Below are 19096 nucleotides of genomic sequence, written 5' to 3'. Positions count from 1 at the left end.
CTGCTTTCGCCTAAAGGATCGGCAATCGCCGAGTTTTCTTTATTTTACTTTTGCACAAAAAGTTTTTGTCGAAAACTGTCATTTGTTTAAATAACAAAGGCATTAAAAAAAGAGGAATAAAGCCCCACGAATTGTAATATTTGTAAAAAAACAATATTGTTTTTACAAAATATGGTAAGGATTGTCAAAAGTGAGAATAAAATGACCTAAGACTTTATTCCTAAAATTATCTCGATTTCACAATAAATATAGGATAAAAGAACGAGACAAAATTCGACATATTTTTTGAGATATTGACGAACTTTAAATTAATTGGTATTTATTAAAACAAGTAATAATAATTTTTTAAAATTTATATATTTTACTTGTCCCATCTTAACGGGTAGTAGGACACCAGCCTCAAGTTACAATGAAAATAGGTGGAGATGAACTACTCGTAAAGGTCTGATTGCTTTAACTAACTAACTAACAGGGGGAATGAAGCAAATCCGCACTGTTGGAATTTTCACTTTATCCCGCACAAACGGTCACTAAATCTTCCTCTATGCTTTAAGAGAAATCCAAGATGTAAGGGAGGAAGATAAGTGCCCGTAAGTGCCCGATTGGTTCAACTAACCAACCATGGGGAGTAACCCCCCCCACGGATGGAAGTTTCACTTTACCGGGGAAAGTGTAAAAATCATCAACCGTTTTACTTAAGGCGTAGAAATGAGGTAGTAGCATGTTAGAGTCAAAGAGGCGAGCAACGATATTTTTACTCTTGGCATTCGTTCTGGCTGCAATTGCAGGATATTTAGTGTATGACAAAGTTCGAACATTAAATGCAGAGCTTGGCGGGATGACGAAGATTTATGTAGCAGCAGGGAGTATTCCATCGCGAACATTAATAACGGAAGGTCAAATAAAAACGATGGAAATCCCCAATCGATATGTATTAGATTCCTACATCACGGATAAGAAAAAACTCATCAACATGGTAACCGTTGTCCCTTTAGAAGAGGATGATATCATTACCGGTAACATGCTTAAGCCTGCAACAGAACTAAGGGAAGCAAATCATCGGTTAGTGGCAATGTATCGATCGGATAAGGTTCAATTTGACCAAGTTGTCACAACGAATGACCGCGTTGATATTATTATTTCCAAAGAGGAAAACGGAGAAAAGAAAACAGAATTATTTATGAAAGATGTCCCGGTAGCATGGGCTCAGGGGAAAGGGAAAGGTTTTGTCGGTGTCGCATTAGAGGTGCCTTTAGATGATGCACCTAAATTAATTAATATACAAAATTATGCTGATCATATTCGAGTGCTAAAGGCGAATGTTGGAAAAGAAGAAACTCAAATAGAAAGTCAACCGACAGAAACAGAGCAACAACAAACCCAAGGGCAAGAGATACAAGCCGGAACTGAGCCAAACGGAACTGAGCAACAATTGAATGAAAATCCGTCACAACAGGAAAATCCATAAAGCCATAATCTATAAGAATTGCTGATCATAATTTTCTATAAATCTTGTTTTGAAGGTGGAGAGGAATGAAACGTGGAAGATAACGTAAAGCTCTTATTAGTAAGTGATGATGAAATTATACAAAATCAAATACTGAATATAATTGGGGAACATATCCAAACCCAAATTGTGAACCCGGTTGACGTTGTCCGCGAAATAAACCGGGAAGCGAAGGATATCGTCATATTTATTCAGCCAACAAATGATATAGCGGTGGAGAACATTCAATTTATAAAAACGGCAAGCCCATCAACTTTAGTTATTTTTATTGCAAAAACTTCCGACTTTACCTTGCTAAGGAGCATTACAAAAGCCGGAGCAACAGAGTTTTTTGTTTTCCCGGAAGAGCAAGGAGTATTTGCCGCTAAACTTCCTACGATTATAAAAAACTATGAATTGAACAAGGACAATCAGGACACAACCTTTTCCACTTTTGTAAGAGGGAGCGGTCAAATCATTTCTTTTTTCAGTGGTAGCGGGGGAACGGGGAAAACCGTATTGGCATCAACATTCGCACAAACATTGAAGTTGGAATCGACGGCTGAGGTGATTTTAATTGATCTGAATTTGCAATTTGGCGGAATTGAGACGGTCATATCAATAAATTCTAACCGATCGATTGCCGATTTAGCCCCGGTAATCAGAGAATTGAATGAAGGTCATATTCGCAATGTTTCCCAAACGGAGAGTTTTTCAAAAATGGATGTATTAATCAGTCCATGCGATGCGGAAGTGGCCGAAACTTTATCAGAAGATTTTATAACGAAGCTTCTGAGAACCTGTAGAAGAAGTTTCGATTTTGTTATCATTGATCTTCCATCTTTTATCAATAACCAAGTCGTAACTGCTTTGGAGGAATCCGATAAAATTTATTATGTGTTAGTACCGGACACACCATCATTAAAAGTACTAAAACAATTTGAGGAACTCTCAATCCGATTAGGAATTGAATTAAAATCGAGGATGAGCATCATTTTAAACCATGTTGGGAAGGAAAATGAAGTTCAAGAAAAAGATTTGAAGGATATCGTCCGTTTTCCTATCGAAGCCAAAATAAGAAGAGATATAAAGGGGTTACAACCTTTTGTTAATAAAGGGGAACCTGTACGGAAAATGGCGAAAGAAAGAAGGCTGATTCCCTTTGCAAAGGATATTAGAAAATGGGCGCATTCGGTGTTAAAATAGGGGGTTTAAAAAATGTCATCATTATTTGAAAATCGCAGGCAAAAACTGAATGCCAAACCCAATATTCAATCATATCAATACGAAAATCGTTTCGTCGATGAGTTAGTAGAGCATTACAAGGCACGATTACTGAGGGACACGAATCTTGAATCCCTTACTGAATTATCACAGGGGGAAATGCGCCTTCGAATTGAGCAGATTGTCAGTCAATTCATGTCTGAAGAAAAAGTCATTATATCAAGAAAAGATAAAGAAATACTGATTACGCGAATTTTAGATGAATCAGTCGGGTTTGGACCTTTGGAGCCGCTAATCAATGATCCGACAATAACAGAAATACTAATCAATGGCTATAATGAAGTGTATGTCGAACGACTAGGAAAACTTGAATTAACGGAAGTCAAGTTTCGTAATGATGAACATGTTCGCCATATTGTTGACCGAATCATTTCACCTTTAGGTAGGAGAATTGATGAAAGTTCTCCAATGGTTGATGCGCGATTACCGGATGGAAGCCGTGTTAATGCGGTTATATCACCAATCAGTTTAAATGGAACACTGGTGTCAATCCGAAAGTTTAGAAAAGAACCTTTCAAAATGGCTGACTTGTTAAACTTTTACACATTGAATTCTGCGATGGCACAGTTTCTGGATGGAATTGTCCGGTCGAAAATGAATACACTCATCTCCGGCGGAACAGGTAGCGGAAAAACAACTTTGTTAAATGTCCTCGCTGATTCCATACCGCATGGCGAGCGGGTAATTACCATTGAAGATTCAGCGGAACTTAGATTAGACCGACCAAATGTTGTCGGCTTAGAAGCAAGACCGTCCAATGTGGAGGGACGTGGGGAGATAACCATTCGGCAACTGGTGAAAAACGCCCTACGGATGCGGCCGGATCGAATTATTGTCGGTGAGGTTCGGGGCGGGGAAGCGTTTGACATGCTTCAAGCTATGAACACCGGTCATGAAGGCTCCCTTACAACCGTTCATGCGAATTCTCCGGATGATGCATTGCGGAGGGTTGAAGCGATGGTCGTCATGGCGGGGATGGAGCTCCCCAGTCATATTATTCGGGAATATATTGTCGGAGCTCTTGATATTATTGTTCAAGCAACCCGATTAACAGATGGAACAAGGAAAATTGTTTCGATATCGGAAGTAAGAAAAAATGCAGATGGCTCTTACTCCGTTGAAGAAATTTTTCAGTTTAAAAGAGTTGGTATTCGGAGCGATGGGAGCATCGAGGGTTATTTCACACCAACCGGCTATGTGCCGCAATGTTTAGATAGATTGAAAGTTTTTGGCGTTACCATACCGAAAGCCGCATTTACACCAATAGAAAAGGAGGTGGTATCATGACCTATTGGCTCGTCTCAACAATGGCTGTATTTGTATTTATTATCGCTTGTTACTTTTATTTGGATTACCGAAAAGAAAAGCGGGATTGGAAGAAAAACGTTGACCATTTTTACAATGATGGTAAAAAGCGGAAAAGTTTTATTGTCGTTTTAGGGGACCGCTTTGATAAAACTGAGATAGCCAAACCAATATATGAAAAATTGGAAGTTGCAAACATTCCTTTTACACCGTCGGAATACATTGGAGCAATTATCGTTTCTTACTTTGGTATTAATTTTTTACTTCATAATATGTTTAATGTTGAATTTCCATTAGCCCTGTTTATTTCCGCACTCCTTCTTGAAGGAGCAAGAAGACTAATCTTTTTCATGAGAAAAGGAAAGCTGAAGCATAAAATTATTCAACAGTTACCGGAAATTTGTCGTACATTAGCGAACACGACTCGTTCAGGGATGACCTTAAATCAGGGGATTCAACTAGTTGCCCAGGAAATTTCGATGCCGGCAAAGGCAGAATTTAAACGATTAGCATATGAACTATCTCTTGGTGTCGACTTTCATACAGCATTACGGCAAATGGAGAAAAGAATTAATGTTCGAGAATTTCAACTTTTTGTTGCTACATTACTTATTCAAAAAAAGGCAGGTGGTAATCTGTATGCGGTATTAGATGAAATGAGTGAAACATTAGAGGAAAGGAATCTCCTCCAACAGGAAATCAAAACAATGACAGCGGAACAGCGCTATGTCGCGTATATCGTTCCAATTATCCCTATTTTCTTGGTGCTAATGATGAATAATGTGGTTGACGGATTTTTAGACCCGCTATTTTCAGGAGTAGGTTTAGTCTTGTTTGCATTGTTTCTTTTAGGAACGGTTGGAACCTTTCTTCTTGTTAGAAAGATTACCAATATAAAGGTGTGAAAATAAAATTATGGATGGATTAATTGTTATCTTTATTATTTTGGCACTTGGATTTTTCGCACTTGCACTGAGAAACTTCTATTTGTATTTAATGAAAAAACATGAACTCAAAGAAGACATAAAAGAAAAAACCTTTATCCCGTACACATTTGAAAGAAGAGTGACAAGAAAAGAAAAATTGATTGCAAAAATGTTTGAATTTGCGGATGACTTTTCTGACCTTGGTCAACGAATAAATTTTTTCAGTGAGAATGATGACGTTCGAAAACTACTTACTCAAGCTGGTTTTCCATATCGATTGACCTTGGCAAGATTCCAGGGCTTAAAGATATTTTTATTAATATTAGGCTTCTTTATCGGGGCTGTCTCACTTGTACTCAGATTTCCATTTTCCCAATTTACGGTTATTCTTTATCCTGTTTTCGGCTATATGGGGGCCATCCTTTGGTTAAAAAACAAGGCAAAGAAAAGGCAGGAGGAATTATCGTACCAGCTTCCGGATTTTATGGATACAATGAGCGTAACCTTGCAAGCCGGAGTTGGGTTAGATCAAGCATTAAGGGAAATTGTCCCGTATTTTGAGGGACCTATCAAGGAAGAATTCGGCCGTTTCATTCAAGAAATGGATGTTGGTGTTCCAAGGTCGGATGCATATCAGGCGCTGCTTGAACGCAATGATAGCAGGGAATTTCAATTGCTCATTCGTTCATTGATTCAGGGGGAAAGGTTAGGTGTCCCAATATCTAAAACGTTTAAGCAGATTTCAGAGGAAATGCGCAAAATGAAAAAAGAGCAAATCAAAGAAAAGGCGGCAAAAGCTTCGCCAAAGATTACGCTTGTTACTACATTTCTGGTGATGCCATCAGCCCTCATATTTATCGGGGGATTGATGATCATGAATATGTTTTCACAAAACAAAAATTTATTTACATTTTTTGAGTAAAAAAGAAAAGGAGAGAGTGAATGATGAAGAAAAAATTATTAGGTCTGTACATTAAAATGATGCATCCGGTGAAAAATGAAAAAGGGGCACAATCACTGGAATGGTTGGGTCTGGCAGCATTGCTAATCCTTGTGTTGGGGATTATTTCGCAGGCTGTAAGTAAAGAGGAAAACTCAATTGGTGAAATTATAACAAATATTATTAAAAAGATTACTGAGATGGTAGGATAATTCTATCACATTCGTATTAGTGATCTTACCTACTTTAAAAGTTGAAGTTCAGAAAGATAAAGTGGAAGGAGTCTTACTATGAAATATCACATTTGTTCATTCAGATTAAATAAGACTACGGTCCAATTCTTTGGACCTAATAAATATCAATGATAATGTAACTTGCTTGTTTTAAGTTATTTGGATATTTATAAAAAAGGATGAGGAATTAAATTGAAAATAGATACAAAAAAAAGTTTTTTTATAGTATTTGTTTTAATAATCTTTTTAACAGCTTGTAACAAAGACTTAAATAAAAGTAAGGATGAGAATGAGGAAAAAGATATTCCGACATCACAACAATTAGATGATAAAGATAAAAATAAAATGAGTGATACATCTGATAATCATACGAATATTGAAGTTGAACCATTACCTACAACATATGAAGAATTAGCAAAACTTCCTGTTGGAGAACATTATAATATGGAAGTTTCAGGTGATGACAATGTTGAAAATATTTTAAAGGTTTTTAGTGATTTACCAGATGTTTCTGGGAAACCGACTAAAAAACAGCTGGATTATTTTTATAGGGAATTGCTAAAAAGAATGCAACAGGACTATGAAGGTCCGGAAAATCTCATTAACAGATTAAAATTTGAGTCACTAGGAAGTCCGGAAAATACGGATAGTCGATATCAATTTAAAGAAAATTTAAATGTTGTATTTATTATTGACGCATCTGGTAGTATGGCACAAAAAATTAATGGAAAAGAAAAAATGGCATCGGCGAAGGATTCGATTCTCAATTTTGTAAATAAACTTCCGAAAGACGCCAAAGTTGGAATCAGGGTTTATGGTCATAAGGGAACAGGTTCAGACGCTGACAAAGCATTATCTTGTAGCAGTAGTGAACTCGTCTATCCGATATCCAATTATAATGAGGGTGAGTTCCAAGCGGCACTTAACAAATTTTCACCAAGCGGCTGGACGCCGATTGGTTTAGCCTTGCGGGAGGCGAAAAATGACTTAGCATCCTTTGATGGAGCCAATAATACAAATATCGTTTATTTAGTCAGTGATGGAATTGATACATGTGAAGATCAGCCAATTGAAGCGGCTAAAGATTTATATTCATCCAATATATCCCCAATCATAAATGTTATCGGATTTGATGTGGATAACGAGGGGCAGAACCAATTGAGAGAAATTGCCGCTGCAACTGAAGGAATTTACGGTACCGTTACAAATGAAGGGGAATTGCAAAAGGAATTAGACAATTTAAGCAATTTGGTAGAACAGTGGAAAGAGTGGCTAGAGCAAGGGAAACAACAATTAGACTATAAAAAGGTAAGTAATGAGCTAGCTATATTTACCTATATTACACGTGAAGAAGCAAAAAAGACAAAAGAAAAAGTAAAGGTTGAATTAATACTTTATAGATTGCATGATGCTAACCGCTTTAATGATGAAGCCTATGAATATCTTAACAAAATAAATAATGAATACCATCAATGGATACAAGAGGAAGTCGATCAATTCGAAAAAGAATTAAAAGCGTTAAATGAAGCAAGTTATTCTGAAGCTATTAAAGCATTGGAAGATAAATATATTTCCAATACCCAATAGGTTGGGGTGAGATTATTTGAAAGGAAGGAAACTTGAAAGAATTTTATATTTATTGCTAGCCTCCATGCTTATCTTTTGGACGGTGTTTCCGGCTGTAAGTGCCTTTGCATATATTACTCCGGGAACACCCATTGTCCCGGGGAAACCAATTACCCCGGGTACACCGATTCAGGGGGGAACCTTTATTATACCAGGCAAAGTGTATGAACCGGGTAAAGCTGTAAAGGGCGGAGATAGTGTCAGTGGTTCTTCCGGATTAATATCCGGGCAGCCGATTGTTCCATCTACACCATTAACATATGGAATCTTTATCATACCAAATGCGCCACCGGTATTGGGACATCCGGTGCTTGGGGGAACTGCGATACAAGGCGGTCAAGGTCCAAATGGCGGCACGGCAATCAATGGAGGTCAAGGCCCGAATAGCGGCACGGCAATCAATGGAGGTCAAGGCCCGAATGGTGGCACGGCAATCAATGGAGGTCAAGGTCCGAATGGTGGCACGGCAATCAATGGCGGTCAGAGCTCGAATGGCGGCACGGCAATCAATGGTGGTCAAGGTCCGAATGGTGGCACCGCAATCAATGATGGCCAGGGCCCAAATGGCGGCACGGCAGTTAACGGTGGTCAAGGACTGAATGGCGGGAAAGCAACTAATAGTGGTCAAGGCCCAAATGGTGGAACAGCTACAGGTCGAGGCCAAGGACCTAGTAATGGAAATACATCTTTGCCCGGTAACGGTCCAAATACAAGTGATTCAGAAAATGAAACATCTTGGTTGTACAAGACAATTGATTCGGGATTAAATTTGGCAAAAACAGTCAAAAGGTGGGGGCTGGATTTTTATTTTGCTGGAGATTCAATTGCACAAGGCATAGTTGCTCATGGGGCAGGATATAAGTTTGTTAAAAATGAAAAATATAAAAGCGGTCATAAGTATAAATATTTAGGAAACCGAAAAGTAGAAGGGAAATTTAAACAAAAACTACTTGATAAATTTTCCTCAGACATAAAAGACAATAAACGAAATTATAACTCTTTTGAAAGAAAACAATACCTTAGGGATAAGGGATTACTGGGATTCAAAGAGACATTTAAAAAGAGTATTAGAGATAAATGGTTTCCTTTTTTTAAGCAAGAAAAGCAGGTCAAAATGAAGGGGCATAAAGTTCCAAAGATTGAATCAAAATGGACATTTAATAAAGATTTTATTAAACCTTCTAAGTTATTAAAAGGGAATGGATTCGTAAACACTATTTTCACATTTGGTCAAACCTTGAATGATTATACACTTGGCCCTAAAAAGTCAAAATTATTTACTTCAGAATTCTTTGCGGATCTCTCTACAGATGCAACAATTGGAATTGGGACAACATTTATATCTTCCGTTGCATCCAGTGCTGCAGTCGGGATGGTTGGCGGTTCTGTAGTTCCTGGATTAGGTACAGCTGCAGGGGCAGCGGCAGGCTTAGCGACAGGCATTTTAACTTATTTCATAATGAACTCGGATATTGGTAAATCGGTAAAAAGAGGCATTCGAACAGGATTTAAAAAAGCTTACGATGGTATTGGAAAAGCAGGTAATTGGATAGGTTCAAAATTTAAATCAGGGTTTAAAAAAATAGGTGGTATCTTTGGATAATAATCGACTTACATTTAAAGAAAGTAAATTACTTTCGGCTTTTGGATTTAATTTATTTTTTGCCTCGGCTGCTAGCGCAGTACCGGAGTGGAGTACAAAGTTTTGGCTAATTAATACAACTGTTGCTATGTTTTTTATCATTCGGACTGTTTATGCTTGGTTGACAATGACTGACAGTAAAAGATATTTTTCGATTGGGAGCTACGGTATGATTTTTATGATGGCATTTGTATGCCCACAACCGATTATCCGATTACTTTGGATTGGTGAAAGTCATTTATGGATTCTTTTTGTGGTCACTTGGTTATTATTATTTATTGTCACCCACCTATCTAAATGGAAAATTGGCAAAATGTTTAAAGATCCATTTGATTCCAAGGGTGGGAGGATTTTCCATATATTATTTCTTATTGTTATCATCATTCTTCCCTTCATTATGATATTTACTAGTCAAGAGGGGACGACCATAACAGACCAGTACATTGAATTTATGGCAATGGGGGCAGTGCTATACATTATTTCTCTTTTCTGTTTGTTTATGTTGCCGGCTTTTCTCATCAAGCCGGAAGAGATGGATTCCCTTTAATGAAATGAAAGTAGGCGGTTCTTAATCTGTTACCGCCATACCTAAAAGCTAGAATTGTATGTTTCACGTTCTAAATTTTTAATGAAAGCAATAAGTATTTATTTGTCCGCATATAGAGGACGAAACTTAGGATGAATACGGGCATTTTTTTAAGAGATGAACCATGATCCACTGCTTAACAAACACCGCTTGTACGTAAAATCAATAGAAATTTTAGTTGCTCAATCACTCTTTAATTTAAGGGTAAAGTTAGGTGTTCCTATTTCAAAAACATTCCAACAGGATTACAGAATTGATAAGCTAATATTTTTGTATAAAGAATTTAGAAATGCCTTACGAACTTTTTGTCATTCTAAAATTAGACAGAAAAGGATGAGTATATTTTGAAGTTAATTATCAAATATCTTACACTACTCGCCATATTATTTTTTGTTTTATATGGATGCAATTCTAATCATAAGGAAAAGGCAGAAGAAAAACTGGAGGAAGCAACAGAAACTAATGCAGATAGTACTCAGCAAACCAAAAATGAAAACAAAGAAGTGAAAAAAACAACAGAAAATATTCAAGTAGAGCCATTGCCTTCTACGTATACGGACCTTGCTAAATTACCTATTGGAGAATATGCAAATATTACAATTGAACAAATTGAATCTGATAATGAACGAAAGAAGATTATAAGTAATTTACCGGATATATCCGGAAATCCAAGTAAGAAGGAATTAGACTATTTTTATCGTGAACTATTAAGAAAACTGCAAAAAGATTATGAGGGACCGGAAAATCTAATTAATCGTTTAAAATTTGAGTTCTTCGGTGCCCCGGATTCCGATAATTCACGATATCAATTCAAAGAAAATCTAAATGTTATATTTATCATTGATTCATCGGGTAGTATGGCCCAAAAAATTGACGGAAGAGAGAAAATGGCTTCTGCGAAAGAATCAATTCTTAAATTTGTAAGTAAACTACCAAAAGATGCGAAAGTTGGAATCAGGGTTTATGGCCATAAAGGAACAGGTTCTGACTCTGACAAAGCATTATCTTGTAGCAGTAGCGAACTTGTCTATCCGATATCCAATTATAATGAAGGAGAGTTCCAAGCCGCACTCAATAAATTTTCACCTAGCGGCTGGACGCCGATTGGATTGGCCTTGCGGGAAGCGAAAAATGACTTAGCATCCTTTGATGGAGCCAATAATACAAATATTGTTTATTTAGTCAGTGATGGAATTGATACATGTGAAGATCAGCCGATTGAAGCGGCAAAGGATTTGTATTCATCAAATATATCACCAATCATAAATGTTATTGGATTTGATGTAGATAGTGAAGGACAAAATCAATTAAAACAAATTGCAGCAGCAACTGAGGGTATTTATAATACGGTGACAAATGAAAGTGAACTACAAAAAGAATTAGACCAACTAAATAATTTAGCCGATCAATGGCAAGAGTGGTTGGAACGGGGTAAACAACATTATGAAGGTGAATTAATAAGTAATGATCTAGAGATTTTTAACTATATAACTGAAGAGTATGTAAAATGTGAAGATGAATCATCTAACATTTATTTAATTTTAGGCACACTGAACGATGCAAAATTCTTTAATAGAGAAGCATATGAGTACTTAACAAAAGTAAACCGTGAGTACCATGAATGGATTGATAATGAAATATCTAAATTTAATGAAGAACTTAAAGAATTAAATGAACAGAACTATAATGAAGCAATTAACCAGTTACAGGAGAAATACAATGCCAATACCCAATAGGTTGGGGTGAGATTATTTGAGAGGAAGGAAACTTGAAAGAATTTTATATTTAATGCTAGCCTCTATGCTAATCTTTTGGACGGTGTTTCCGGCTGTAAGTGCCTTCGCATATATTACTCCGGGAACACCCATTGTCATTGTCCCGGGGAAACCAATTACCCCGGGTACGCCGATTCAGGAAGGTACCTTTATTATTCCAGGCAAAGTATATGAACCGGGTAATTCTAGGGTCTAAATTTTAAATCTGTATTTAGAAAATAGGTGGTATCTTTGGATAATAATCGTCTGACATTTAAAGAAAGTAAATTACTTTCGGCAATTGGATTTAATTTATTTTTTGCCTCTATTTCTAGCGCATTACCGGAGTGGAGTACAAAGTTTTGGCTAATAAACATAACTGTTGCCATGTTCTTTATCATTCAGACCGTTTATGCTTGGCTGACAATGACTGACAGTAAAAGATATTTCTCGATAATGAGCTACGGTATGATTTTTATGATGGCATTTGTAGGTGCACAACCGATTATTCGATTACTTTGGATTGGGGAAAGTCATTTATGGATTCTTTTTGTGGTCACATGGTTATTATTATTTATTGTCACCCACCTATCAAAATGGAAAATTGGCAAAATGTTTAAAGATCCATTTGATTCCAAGGGTGGGAGGATTTTCCATATATTATTTCTTATTGTTATAATCCTTCTTCCCTTCATTATGATATTTACTAGTCAAGAGGGGACGACAATAGCAGAACAGTACATTGAATTTATGGCAATGGGGGCAGTTGCTTATATTATTTCTCTTTTCTGTTTGTTTATGTTGCCGGCTTTTCTCATCAAGCCGGAAGAGATGGATTCCCTTTAAATGAAATGGAAGTAGGCGGTTCTTAATCTGTTACCGCCATACCTAAAAGCTAGAATTGTATGTTTCACGTTCTAAATTTTAATGGAAGCCTTTTTTCTTAGTATAGAAAGGGAGTTTCCTAAGGAAGAAATTAGACGAAATATGGATCGGGGTGGGTTGTCGGCCATGTCAGCCTTCATTATTTAGCCGGAAGAGATGGAAACTAAAAGGGGAGAGAAATTATGGGGAGATTTGTTAGAAAATTTTTATTTGTTGTAATTGTGCTGTCCACAATGTTTTTCACTACACCTTTTTCTACAATGGCGTTTACAGCGGGGAAACCAATCACTCCGGGAACTCCGCTTTCCCCGGGTCAGCCTATTGATTCTGGGAAGCCTATTCTGCCGGGCGATCCACTTCAGCCGGGAGACCCCATTGAACCGGGGAACCCAAATACTGGAGATAATCAGTGGAGTGATGGAAATCAAGGTATCAACGGAAATAATAAACAAAATGGCGCACCAATTGACGGTACTGCCGCTCCCGTTATGATCCCGGATGGAACGATTGTTGTGTCCAATGAGGATGGGACTTATTTAATCTATAAACCTGATAAAGATGGAACTTATTCAGAAATTTCGCCACACTCAAAGGATAGCCAATCGATAATTAATCAGTATACTAAATATAAGAATAGCATATCTACACAATCTGGAAAGAATAACCAGAATTACGGATATAATCCAAATGCTGAAGATCCGGGTTTTTATGAAGGAATAAAATACGTTGTCAATGATGCAATTGGACAACAAGTTAATTTAGTTGGAGAAGTTTTGGATTCAAATGGAAATTATCAGTTTGGAAAATCAGGTACATGGAAAAGCTTCCTAGTCTCCGGGTATAAATTGGTTGGGCAAGGAACGGGAAATGGCTACGTTCAGCTATCCGGTGATGCGTTTGATGGGGTATTGAAAGGGATAGATGCCACCCAAGGTTTTCAAAATGTTAAAACCGCGATTCAAGGTTATCAATCCATTGCTGGTGCCCAAAGTCAATTTGGATTATTAGCAAAAACGAAACAATTATTTACAGCCACTGGCCCCATGACCACCCTTTCCAAATTTAATATTGCAACAGCTACCGTAGGCCTAGGTTTTTCTGCATATGAAACAGGTGCAAATCTCCATGCATGGCAAAATGAAACAAATTTTGAAATGAAAACCGATTTAGCTGGAAAAACTTTTTCCAGTTTTGGTGAGACGTTAATGGGCGCAGGGGTTATAAGTGCATCGATACCGACACCGGCAACAGAAGTAGTTGGTGGAGTTTTATTGGTGACAGGTGCCGTCCTGTAGGCTGCAGGAGCCGGTTTACAATGGCTTAATAAGTCAAAAACAGGTAGAAAAATCATAAAAGGAACTGTTGAAACATTTAAAAAGGTTGGTAAAAAAGTAAGTGATCTTGGTAGTAAAATAGGCGATGGACTTAAATCATTGTTCGGATTTTAAGTAAGAAAACAAGCACATGATTAAGAAATTCAGATTAATGAGCCGAAAACAAATGGGGATTTTCATGTAATACCTACTTATTTATGATTAAGGTGGAAATGCAGATGAAAATTAGTCATGAATTATCGAAGCTAATAGAAGATAGACAAAAAGAAAACGAGAAATATGAAATTTATCATCACGTATTTAAATTTCATGAGTCAGATAGCGAATTTTTTTATTATATTGTTTATAAATATTACCAAGAGGGGAGGGGGCATATCGTCCTATCCTCTTCCCGAAAATTGATTCCAAAAAATGAGGCAGTGGAAATTGCTTACTACTTTTTAACCCATAATGGTACAGTTTCTGCTGCTCTGGGGCCAATGTCAGAGGTTCGGAAAAGGAAGGTTGAAACCGTTCAAAAAATCAAATCAAAATTATTAGAAGGAGAGGATTTAATTTTAACAAATAGACACTTAGCTGATTCCTATCACATGATTAATAATACGTTAGAATTGCAAATAGGGAATACGAGAAAAGTAAATGATATTTATAATCAAATTAAAGAACTCGACTTACATATTCAGAGAAAAACACATGTGTTAACGAAAGAGGCTTGGCAAAAAGGAAGAAATTTACTTCATGAATATAATGTAACAATGTATGAAGAATTGAAAACCCTATTGAAAAGTTGGGAGAGTGCCGAAAAAATAATAGATTATCTAAACCGATTGAATCTAGGTTTCCCTGAAAAATATAAGGCAAGAAATGTAGTAAAACAACTTCAAATAATGTTTAATGAACAAGCAAAGGAAAAGGTAAATAAATCATTAGAAGACTTTGAAAAAGATTTCCAAGGTAATTTTTTTACCGATCAAAGAGGAGAACTGAACACTGAGGAATATATTCAAGTCACTAATCGAATGATGAAAGAAGATTATAAAAGAAATTTATTACGGGATTGCCGAAATTCTTAATTTCTCGAGCTCTACTCAAAGTTGGTAAAACAGGCAAAGATGATTAAAGAGAAGTTGAAACAATAAAAAAGGTCAACAAAAGATGAAAAAAGTTTGGCAGTAAAATAGGCTGTGGACTTAAATTTGTTTGGATTTTCAGAGAAGAAGGTGTCCGTAATTGCAACTAAACCTGCAATTTCTAGAAATAGTCGAGAAATATAAACAAGACAATGAAAAATTCGAGGTATATTCTTACGTTTTTAAATATGTCGAAACAGATGAAGAATTTTATTATTATATCCTTTATAAGAAATACCGACAGGGAAAAGGAAATATGGTCCTTTCTTCTATACGTGGACTTATTGATAAACAAGAGGCAGTGAAAATAGCTTACTTTTTTTTAACACATAACGGAACTGCAAATGCGGCAAATCATGTAATAAATAAAAATAGAAAAAGAAGTAAAGAGTATGTGGAAGAACTTATGGAACTACTTTTGAAAAACAGACATTTGCTAAAGCCGTTACAGAGTTCAATAGATATCGTTATTGATATATTAACATTACAAGCAAAAAATACAGAACGTATAAATCAAATTTATCAAGATTTACTGGAATTAGATCAAAGAATTCACACGGGTACAAAAGTATTAACGGAAAAATTATGGCAAAAGGGAAGGAATTTAATAAAGGATTTTGATGCTTTAGTGTACAGTGAAGTGAAGGAAGTAATTAACAATATTCCCGAGGCAGAAAAAATTATGTCATATTTAAATGAGAGAAGACACTTTTCATTCATTGACAGATTCAAAGCTAGAAAAATAGCAGGAAAAATGGAAAAGCTTTATGGTGCAGAGGCCAAACAAGATTTACAAAATTCTTTGGAAGGATTTGAAAAAGATTTTCAAGGAAACTTTTTCACGAAAACAAGAGGTGAACTTAGTACTGATGAATACGTTCAATTTATTCATCAAATGGCTGAATATGAATATAAGAAAAATTTATTAGAAATTTGCCGAAATCCTTGAATAAGATATTCAATGTTAATAAAGTGAATACGGACGCTAAATGTAAAATCCGAAAAGTAATGGGAATTTTTATGTAATGCCTTTCTATTTTTAATTGATGTTGACGCAGTTTAGAGAAATAGGCGAGTGACTTAAATCATTGCTCGGTCTTAAGAGAAGAAGGTGTCAGTAAATGCAATTAAATCAGCAATTTCAAGAAATAGCCGAAAAATATAAACGGGAAAATGAAAAATATGAGGTTTACCCTTACGTTTTTAAATATACCGAAACAGATGAAGAATTTTATTACTATATTTTATATAAAAAGTATCAAGAGGGGAAAGGAATGCTTGTCTTGTCCTCAAACCGAGGTCTCTTAAATAAACAGGAAGGTGTGGAAATTGCTTATTTCTTTTTGACACATAATGGAACTGCAATTGCTGCTACAAACGTGATAAAAAAAGTGATGAAAAGAAGCAAAAAATATGTTGAAGAACTAATTCAGCTCCTTCAGCAAAATAAAAGTATGTTATTTCCTGTACAAAGTTCAGTAAACATTATAATAAATACATTAACAATACAGGCAAAAAATACGATTCTTTTCAATGATATATACCAATCTATTTTGGAAATTGATAACGAAATCTATGACCGATCAAAGACATTAACAAAAGAACTGTGGTTAAGGGGAAGAAGTTTAATCAAAAAATATGATGGATTAATATATAGTGAATTTAATTACGTTTTTAATAACTTGCATCATGCGGAAAAAATAATCACTTATCTAAATGATGAAGGGAATTATATATTATTTGAAAGGTTTAAAGCCAAAAGAATGGCGAAAAAGCTTGAAAAAATATTTGGTAAGGAAGCAAAGGCAAATTTAATAAAATCCCTTGAAGGATTTGAAAAAGATTTTCAAGGAAACTTTTTCATGAAAACGAGAGGAGAACTTAGTACAGATGAGTACGTTCAGTTTATTCATCAAATGGCTGAAAACGATTATAAAAGAAACTTATTAAGAGATTGCCGGAATCCTTAATTATGTCAATGTATTGGAGTGAAGAGGATGGAATATGTAAAAGAGACCTTTAGTCTGTATGTGAATAATTTTTGGAAAATCACGTTATTAGCATTAACGATATGCTTGCCTTTTTTGCTTGTACATGGTTTTACTTCGAATGTCGTTTATTATTATGTAAGTTATACACCTGCTGAAATTTTTGGGGATTATACGAATTTATTTTTGAGTATGGTCTTTTTTGTACTTGTTCAAATTCCGTTGATCAAGTTCATACAGATGGAGTTGAACGGGGAGGAAAATCAGCTCAGTTCGAGTTACCATACATTTTTCAAATATGGATTTATGGCGTTTTTATTTGCCATCCTGTATATTTCACTTATTGTTATTGGGATAACTTTATTTGTGCTACCCGGAATAATTGTTCTTATATTGTTTTATTTTACTCCTTACGTTATGATTTATAAAAAACAAAATCCGTTTCGCTCTCTGGGCACGGCTTTCAGGTTAGCTAAAAAGCACTTTTTTAAAATCCTATTGATTATACTTGCCATGGGACTTATCGACAATTTATTCAGCTCAATATTATTGCTTGGCATTTCAGGTGTATCTTCAGACTATTTATCTATTTTTTTCGGACAGTTGCTGTTAAATTTAATCTTTTTCCCGTTACTAACGATTTATACCACCTGCCGTTTTCATGATTGGTTTGAAGAATTGGAGGAACATGTGCCGGTGAAAAAATTGCATTAAAATTATGAACATATCGAAAGGGGCAGTCATGAGAAAAATATATCATTTTTTTAGAATAATATTTTTATATCTTTTTATCTTTTTTTGGTTTTTTCTAATAATCGACTTTTTACGGACAGATGATGTAGACGCGGCCTTATTTAGCTTAGGATGTGCTGTGATTCTCTATTTTCTTTTCTTTCGGTTGCTTTTATCAAGAAAAAGAAGACGGAGCAAATATAAAACTTCCTCTCAAAGAAAGAAATCAAGTAAATCCAAATCTTCCTCTTCCTATGATTCAGGGGGTTTCTTTAGTTTTGGCGGTTGGGATTCCTCTGACGGAGGGGATAGCGGTGGAGATGGAGGAGGCGGTGGTGGAGATTGACTGCTCCAAGTTCGATAAACGGTCGGTTCTTCATCATTTTTTCGCTTAGCAAAAAAATCTGAAACACATCCGAACCGTTATCCGTAAATATATGTATGATGAAAGGATGTGTTTGCCATGAGTAAATACTCACTAGACGAATTTTTGAGCCAAACAGAACAAGAGGATAAAGGGGAAGGATTATTTGAACTGGAAACTCCGCATCTTCTTGAAGTTAATTTGAATGGACAGATTTGGGCAAAAGCAGGTTCCATGGTTGCCTATCACGGAAAAATTAAATTTGAACGTGAAGGAATATTGGAACAAGGCCTAGGTAGCATGTTTAAAAAGGCGATTTCAGGAGAAGGAGCCTCTTTAATGAAGGCGAATGGTCAAGGAACATTGTATTTGGCGGATGACGGAAAAAAGATTATTATCCTGGACTTACAAAATGAGTCCATCTATGTGAATGGCAATGATTTACTCGCATTGGAAACAACAATTAAACACGATATTAAGCTCATGAAGCGGGTTAGCGGCATGTTGGCCGGCGGATTGTTTAATATCCGTTGTTCCGGTACAGGGTTAATTGCGATTACCAGCCATTATGAGCCGTTAACATTGCGTGTCACACCGGGCAAACCGATTATAACTGACCCAAATGCTACAGTTGCCTGGTCAGGAAATCTGCAGCCGGAGTTTCAAACGGATGTTTCCTTTAAAACCTTTATTGGGAGAGGAAGCGGCGAGTCCATCCAAATGCGCTTCCAAGGGGACGGCTTTGTCATTGTCCAACCGTATGAAGAAGTGTATTTTCAAGAAAGTCATTAAAGTTTATGTGGGAAGAAGATGAGTAACATTAAAGAGATTATACTGGTAGGGTCTTTTCATTTTTTAAAAACATCCTGCAAGTGGAAAGT

The 19096-nt window shown here is 36.1% G+C and carries 18 protein-coding genes; all 18 read left to right on the top strand.

What is annotated here, in order from left to right:
• Positions 1–721 precede the first annotated feature (721 nt).
• Positions 722–1468, top strand: coding sequence for a Flp pilus assembly protein CpaB (gene cpaB, locus BT1A1_RS13840; protein WP_034772287.1), 747 nt, complete (start codon positions 722–724; stop codon positions 1466–1468).
• Between the two features lie 72 nt (positions 1469–1540).
• Entirely contained in the window at positions 1541–2692 is a 1152-nt protein-coding gene (locus BT1A1_RS13835; RefSeq protein WP_034772285.1) for a CpaE/TadZ family protein, read from the top strand.
• A gap of 12 nt (positions 2693–2704) precedes the next feature.
• Positions 2705–4057 (top strand): TadA family conjugal transfer-associated ATPase, encoded by a 1353-nt coding sequence (locus BT1A1_RS13830; RefSeq protein WP_034772282.1) that lies wholly within the window; start codon positions 2705–2707, stop codon positions 4055–4057.
• Positions 4054–4980, top strand: a complete 927-nt coding sequence (locus BT1A1_RS13825; protein ID WP_034772280.1) for a type II secretion system F family protein — start codon at positions 4054–4056, stop codon at positions 4978–4980. Before BT1A1_RS13830 ends, BT1A1_RS13825 begins: the two co-directional genes overlap by 4 nt.
• Before the next feature lie 10 nt (positions 4981–4990).
• Positions 4991–5923, top strand: coding sequence for a type II secretion system F family protein (locus tag BT1A1_RS13820; protein WP_034772278.1), 933 nt, complete (start codon positions 4991–4993; stop codon positions 5921–5923).
• Positions 5924–5946: 23 nt separating this feature from the next.
• Positions 5947–6153, top strand: coding sequence for a hypothetical protein (locus tag BT1A1_RS13815; protein WP_034772311.1), 207 nt, complete (start codon positions 5947–5949; stop codon positions 6151–6153).
• 213 nt (positions 6154–6366) lie between these two features.
• A complete protein-coding gene (locus BT1A1_RS13810; protein WP_034772276.1) occupies positions 6367–7761 on the top strand; it encodes a vWA domain-containing protein in 1395 nt (464 codons plus the stop codon).
• A gap of 16 nt (positions 7762–7777) precedes the next feature.
• A complete protein-coding gene (locus BT1A1_RS13805) occupies positions 7778–9403 on the top strand; it encodes a hypothetical protein (RefSeq protein WP_034772274.1) in 1626 nt (541 codons plus the stop codon).
• Positions 9396–9989: a hypothetical protein gene (locus BT1A1_RS13800; RefSeq protein WP_051989143.1), complete on the top strand. Its 594-nt coding sequence runs from the start codon at positions 9396–9398 to the stop codon at positions 9987–9989. The genes BT1A1_RS13805 and BT1A1_RS13800 overlap by 8 nt, the downstream gene beginning before the upstream one ends.
• 383 nt (positions 9990–10372) lie before the next feature.
• Positions 10373–11764: a vWA domain-containing protein gene (locus tag BT1A1_RS13795; RefSeq protein WP_034772271.1), complete on the top strand. Its 1392-nt coding sequence runs from the start codon at positions 10373–10375 to the stop codon at positions 11762–11764.
• A 16-nt stretch (positions 11765–11780) separates the two neighbouring features.
• Positions 11781–11999 (top strand): hypothetical protein, encoded by a 219-nt coding sequence (locus BT1A1_RS13790; protein ID WP_034772266.1) that lies wholly within the window; start codon positions 11781–11783, stop codon positions 11997–11999.
• A 35-nt stretch (positions 12000–12034) separates the two neighbouring features.
• Positions 12035–12628 (top strand): hypothetical protein, encoded by a 594-nt coding sequence (locus tag BT1A1_RS13785; protein ID WP_051989142.1) that lies wholly within the window; start codon positions 12035–12037, stop codon positions 12626–12628.
• Between the two features lie 221 nt (positions 12629–12849).
• Positions 12850–13962 carry a hypothetical protein gene (locus BT1A1_RS13780; RefSeq protein ID WP_034772251.1) on the top strand — a complete coding sequence of 371 codons (1113 nt, stop codon included), beginning with the start codon at positions 12850–12852 and terminating at the stop codon, positions 13960–13962.
• Between the two features lie 257 nt (positions 13963–14219).
• Positions 14220–15074 carry a hypothetical protein gene (locus BT1A1_RS13775; protein WP_034772250.1) on the top strand — a complete coding sequence of 285 codons (855 nt, stop codon included), beginning with the start codon at positions 14220–14222 and terminating at the stop codon, positions 15072–15074.
• 157 nt (positions 15075–15231) lie between these two features.
• The gene (locus BT1A1_RS13770; protein ID WP_034772247.1) at positions 15232–16080 is read left to right on the top strand and encodes a hypothetical protein; all 849 of its coding nucleotides are present in this window, start codon (positions 15232–15234) and stop codon (positions 16078–16080) included.
• 172 nt (positions 16081–16252) lie between these two features.
• Positions 16253–17101, top strand: coding sequence for a hypothetical protein (locus tag BT1A1_RS13765; RefSeq protein ID WP_034772245.1), 849 nt, complete (start codon positions 16253–16255; stop codon positions 17099–17101).
• 27 nt (positions 17102–17128) lie between these two features.
• Positions 17129–17833, top strand: coding sequence for a YciC family protein (locus tag BT1A1_RS13760; protein WP_034772242.1), 705 nt, complete (start codon positions 17129–17131; stop codon positions 17831–17833).
• 481 nt (positions 17834–18314) lie between these two features.
• Positions 18315–19007, top strand: a complete 693-nt coding sequence (locus BT1A1_RS13750; protein ID WP_034772237.1) for an AIM24 family protein — start codon at positions 18315–18317, stop codon at positions 19005–19007.
• The last annotated feature ends 89 nt before the right edge of the window (positions 19008–19096 follow it).

The organism is Caldibacillus thermoamylovorans (assembly GCF_000751775.1).
Lineage (GTDB): Bacteria > Bacillota > Bacilli > Bacillales > Caldibacillaceae > Caldifermentibacillus > Caldifermentibacillus hisashii.
This window is presented reverse-complemented; position numbering and strand designations above follow the sequence as displayed.